Here is a 4,337-nt window from a genome sequence, read left to right as displayed (position 1 = left end):
CACGCTGCCTCCATTTCACCTGCGAATTTTTATGTAGATAATCAATTAATTTCCATACAAACCTTTAATTCTCGTTTTAACTTCGTCATGATGAAATGTTTTCTCATGCATCATCAGTTCCTGTTCTATGACGTGCGGCAGCTGCTCGCGAAGCGGGGCAACCAAATGATCTTTCAATGTAATCAATGAGTTTCTCGGCTTTTCCGCCAATTCACGCGCCAGCTCCACAGCATAATCTACTACTTCCGCACGAGGCAGCACTTTAAAGGGAACCCCTCTTTTTTCAAGATCTGCTCCCCGATAGCTGCCCGCATTCATTAAAATTTCCTGTGCCAGACTGAATCCCAGTTTTTTAGGAACGATAAAGGTAGCGCCCATTCCAGGCGTAAAACCGTATTTCATAAAGTTAGCCGTATACACACTCTCTCTGCTCAAAATGACAATGTCAGCAAAGAGCCCCATGACAAAGCCGCCTCCAATTCCGTGGCCCTGCATAGCCGCAATGACCGGAATTTCGCAATCAAGCGCCAGAGAATAAAGATTGTCATCCGTGAACTTGGTCAATCCCCTCTGAATTCGAAGCAGTCCTTCTTGCGTCCCTCCTGAAGCAAAATAATTATCGTACCCCGTCAAAATGACCGCTTTATAATTGGTTTTCTGCCGAATGAATTCAAACGCTTGAATTAAACCGTCTGTAAGTTCTTGTGAAAACGCGTTTTTATGAGTGCGGTCATGCATCTTTACCTGAATAATGGCGGGCTCAATTTCGATGAGCTCTACAACAGAATGCGTCATGGTGTCCTCCTAACGGTTCTGATTGTCATCTTTTCAAATTACTGATCCTCCCATGGGAATTGCCCTGTTTCAACATACCTGATGATTCCCATTTGATTTTGAGGATCAGAAAACATGTCTTGATTTGCAGTTAAAGCGATGGCTTTCGAACGGCTGACTTGATGATCAAGTGAGTTCATAAACTGTTTATAGCGAACGATTCCCTTTTTATTCAGCCTCCGCAAACGCAATAAATGCTTTCTCAGCAGCACCTCACTTTGAGCATCAAAGGCATCTATTAACCCCCATTCACTGGCTTCCTGAACGGAAATCGGTTTTGTCATCAGCGTCATATAGTGTGCTTTCTGCCAGCCGATCCGGCGGATGAGAAATGGTAAAACACATGCCGGATACAGACCGAATAACAATTCAGAGAGACTGAATGACGCCGTTTCATCAGCAATGGCAATGTCTGTGGCAGATACGAATCCAAGACCGCCAGCATTCACTTTTCCCCTGACATGTGAAATCGTGACATAAGGTCCGGTTTGCAATTTCAGCCACAAATCATAAAGAGGCTCTTGGGAGCTTGCCTGCTTTCTGCCGCTTTTCATTTCCTGGTAAATTTCTTGAAAATCCGCGCCGAAGCAAAATACCTCGGGAAGCCCTTCTAAAACAATAACCGTAACCGCTGATGTTTCACATTGGTTTAACACTTGTAAGCATTCTTCTATCAGCGTGTCATTAATCGTATTATTCGCTTCAGGACGGTAAAATGTGATATAGCACACCGACTCTTGAAAGCGGGCCTTTATCGTTTGATAGGTCACGAAATCCACCTGTACTTCCGGTGAAATTCAGAAATTTCTTCTAAAATCAAGCGCGGCTTCTCTTGAGTAAACTGCATGATGCCAGGTATCATCTCAACATCCAGCTTGACATTGCGCGTCCCGAACCGCACCATCCCGCTCCCCTTAAACAGCTGCTCATACTCTTCCATGGAGAGCTGATATCGGCGATCTAAATGCGTCTCAATGCCAAATGAGCGCTGGCGTTCCTGGCCTTGCGGAGTTGTAATCCCGCTGTAAAATTCAGAACAGCAGCCTGATCCGTATGAAAAACATCCGATTCGTTTAGGAGAATCAAATCGCCCTTGGTCTATCGTGCTGGCCAATGCCAGAAACAAGGCAGCCCCCATAATGTTTCCAACCCGCTGGCAGTAGTTTAAACCCGGCTTAACCCGATTTAAAAAATCCGTTTCAATCTCAGCTGTTTTCACTTTTGCCACCTTACGCATCATTGTCCGGTGCGCGCCTTTCACCATCCCGCCAAAAGGCGTATGATAGGCAAGATATTGAAACGTGTCCTGATAACTGGCACCGGGTACACGCTTTTGATATTCCAGATAGGTTTGTTCGCAGCAATCCAGATATGACATTAAAGACAGGTCAGAATCACCCGCTTCACTGTCGGGAATGGGACGGCACGTATCCATCACTTCATAGCCGTAATAGCCATTTGCTCCGGGATCTATTTGAAACACCTCGGGATTTTCGCCTACTAAAACGGCCACCGCTCCCGCTCCGGCGCTCGGTTCGGCATAAGACCAGTCTTCACTTAAAGCGTCTCCGCCCTCAGCGATTAAAAAACGTGAAATATCACTGGCGATAACCAGTGCTTTGGCACCCGGAGAAGTCTGGGATAATATAAAATTCACCGCCATCTGAAAGCCCGCGGTTCCTGAATAACACGCCTGTTTAATCTCAAACAAACGGCAGTTGCGGTTCAAACCTAAATATTCATGGATATATGTACTTAACGATTTCCCAAAGTCAATCCCGGATTCAGAACAAGTAATCAATAATTCGATTCGGTCCTTCTCGGCTTCGGATAAAGCGTCAATAATCGGCTTAGCTGCATTGACTCCAAAGGTCACAGGATCTTCGTAAGGCAATGCTACAGCCTTTTCTTTCATTAATAAGTTTTCAAATCTGGCAGTATCTAAGTGTCTGTATTTGGCCAGTTCCATGACATCTAGGTATGCCGTCCCGCCAAAGACATTCATCGCTTCAATTCCGGCAGAAACCATTTATGATTCGCCTCCACATTTCTCAATGTTTTGTATACACACCGCAGTATTCATTCCGCCAAAGCCCATACTTAGGCTCAGCGCATTTTTGATGCGGTATGAAATCGATTTCTCATTTACCCAATGAAAAGAATCATCGATTGGATGATCCAAATTCCGGGTCGGGTGCAGGGCAGATTTTTTCATTTGCAGCAAAACAGAAACAATCTCTACGATGCCTGCCGCACTGAGGCCGTGCCCGGTTATCGATTTTGTTGCGTTGATATAGGCATGGGAAAGCCGGCATGCGTGCAGCGCCTTTAATTCAATTTCATCTCCAATAAAAGAACCTGTGCCATGGGGATTAATATAATCAATGTCTTCTGGTGAAAGACCGGCACGCTCCAGTGCCTTCTGGATGACATGAACCTCTCCTTCTAAAGAAGGATCGGGGTTCCGGTTCGCGTCTAGTTTGATTGACCATCCCGACAAAGCTGCATAAGGTTTGATACCTCGGCGGACAGCCGTCTCTTTTCGTTCTATCACCAATGCGCCGCACGATTCTCCATAAATAAACCCGTCTCTGTTCTGATCAAAGGGACGGCATGCTTTATCAGGCTCATCAGCATATTTGTCCGTCCCCATAGCGCCTAATCCCCTTAGCGCCTCGCATTCCATGTAAGAAAGATCCATTAATGCACCCAGTGCTATGCAAACATCAACCTCGCCTGATAAGACTTGCTGAATCGCTTGAATCACCGCTAACTGGCCGCTGGCCGATGCTCCTCCCATGGTATAAGCTAAGCCTGTTATGCCAAACTGATCTGTACATAATCCGCAAAGATCGCTATCCATGAAAGAAAGGCCATACGCCGGCGAAATAAAACCAGAGCGGTCTTGATAACTTTCATAAAGCTGTAAGGTTTCTCTCTGCTGAAAATTTGACCCGCCAACTACGAGTCCGATACGTGAGGAATCGACATCGTCCAATTGAGCCTCTTCCCAAGCCTCTGAGAGTGTCACCAATGCTGCACGGCTGGAAAATGACGCTTTTCGCAGCAATTTTTTAGAGAGGCGGTCGGGATAAGACAATGACGCAATTTCAGCTCCGATAAACCGGCTGTTTTTTTGTCTGCCCGGACGCTCCATGACATCAAAGGCATGCCTGCCGGACAAGAGCGAAGAAGCAAATGCCTCTTTCCCTTGTCCGATGGCAGCCGTGACGCCTGCACCGGTCACCACCAGCTCAGACAGATTGCACTTTGTCATAAAGCACCTCAGCTAATTCGCCGATGTTTTTCACCCCGGACAGCTCAACCCGGGGAATCTTTAATGATAAATCCTCAAGTACCATTGTGATAATTTCAGCCCTGTCTACAGAGTCAGCTCCTAACTCTACTAACTGATCTTCAGGCTCAAACCTGTGTCCGTCTAATTCAGGAAGCACCTCGCAAACATTGGTGATTAACACTTCAAAGATTCTCTGTTTATCCAT

At 46.1% G+C, this 4,337-nt stretch carries 5 protein-coding genes; all 5 read right to left on the bottom strand.

The window, feature by feature from the left end:
- Nucleotides 1–45: 45 nt before the first annotated feature.
- From EFK13_RS09425 to EFK13_RS09405, 5 genes are read right to left on the bottom strand one after another with little or no spacing between them, the layout of a single operon-like run.
- Nucleotides 46–795, bottom strand: a complete 750-nt coding sequence (locus tag EFK13_RS09425) for a polyketide synthase (protein WP_129505649.1) — start codon at nucleotides 793–795, stop codon at nucleotides 46–48.
- A gap of 38 nt (nucleotides 796–833) precedes the next feature.
- Nucleotides 834–1,613 (bottom strand): enoyl-CoA hydratase/isomerase, encoded by a 780-nt coding sequence (locus EFK13_RS09420; RefSeq protein WP_129505650.1) that lies wholly within the window; start codon nucleotides 1,611–1,613, stop codon nucleotides 834–836.
- Nucleotides 1,601–2,863 (bottom strand): polyketide biosynthesis 3-hydroxy-3-methylglutaryl-ACP synthase PksG, encoded by a 1,263-nt coding sequence (gene pksG / locus EFK13_RS09415; RefSeq protein ID WP_129505651.1) that lies wholly within the window; start codon nucleotides 2,861–2,863, stop codon nucleotides 1,601–1,603. The genes EFK13_RS09420 and pksG overlap by 13 nt, the downstream gene beginning before the upstream one ends.
- On the bottom strand, nucleotides 2,864–4,111 hold the full coding sequence (locus tag EFK13_RS09410) for a polyketide biosynthesis malonyl-ACP decarboxylase PksF (protein WP_129505652.1): 1,248 nt from the start codon (nucleotides 4,109–4,111) through the stop codon (nucleotides 2,864–2,866).
- Nucleotides 4,089–4,337 (bottom strand): acyl carrier protein, encoded by a 249-nt coding sequence (locus tag EFK13_RS09405; RefSeq protein WP_129505653.1) that lies wholly within the window; start codon nucleotides 4,335–4,337, stop codon nucleotides 4,089–4,091. The genes EFK13_RS09410 and EFK13_RS09405 overlap by 23 nt, the downstream gene beginning before the upstream one ends.

It is taken from the genome of Bacillus cabrialesii (assembly GCF_004124315.2).
In the GTDB taxonomy this organism is placed as follows: domain Bacteria; phylum Bacillota; class Bacilli; order Bacillales; family Bacillaceae; genus Bacillus; species Bacillus cabrialesii.
Note: the sequence above shows the minus strand (reverse complement) of the source record. Positions and strands in the feature narration are given on the sequence as shown.

Bases quoted from the DNA above. Each gene is read 5' to 3' on its own strand.
- EFK13_RS09405 (WP_129505653.1), bottom strand. From the start codon at position 4,337: ATGGATAAACAGAGAATCTTTGAAGTGTTAATCACCAATGTTTGCGAG.
- EFK13_RS09425 (WP_129505649.1), bottom strand. From the start codon at position 795: ATGACGCATTCTGTTGTAGAGCTCATCGAAATTGAGCCCGCCATTATT.
- pksG (WP_129505651.1), bottom strand. From the start codon at position 2,863: ATGGTTTCTGCCGGAATTGAAGCGATGAATGTCTTTGGCGGGACGGCA.
- EFK13_RS09410 (WP_129505652.1), bottom strand. From the start codon at position 4,111: ATGACAAAGTGCAATCTGTCTGAGCTGGTGGTGACCGGTGCAGGCGTC.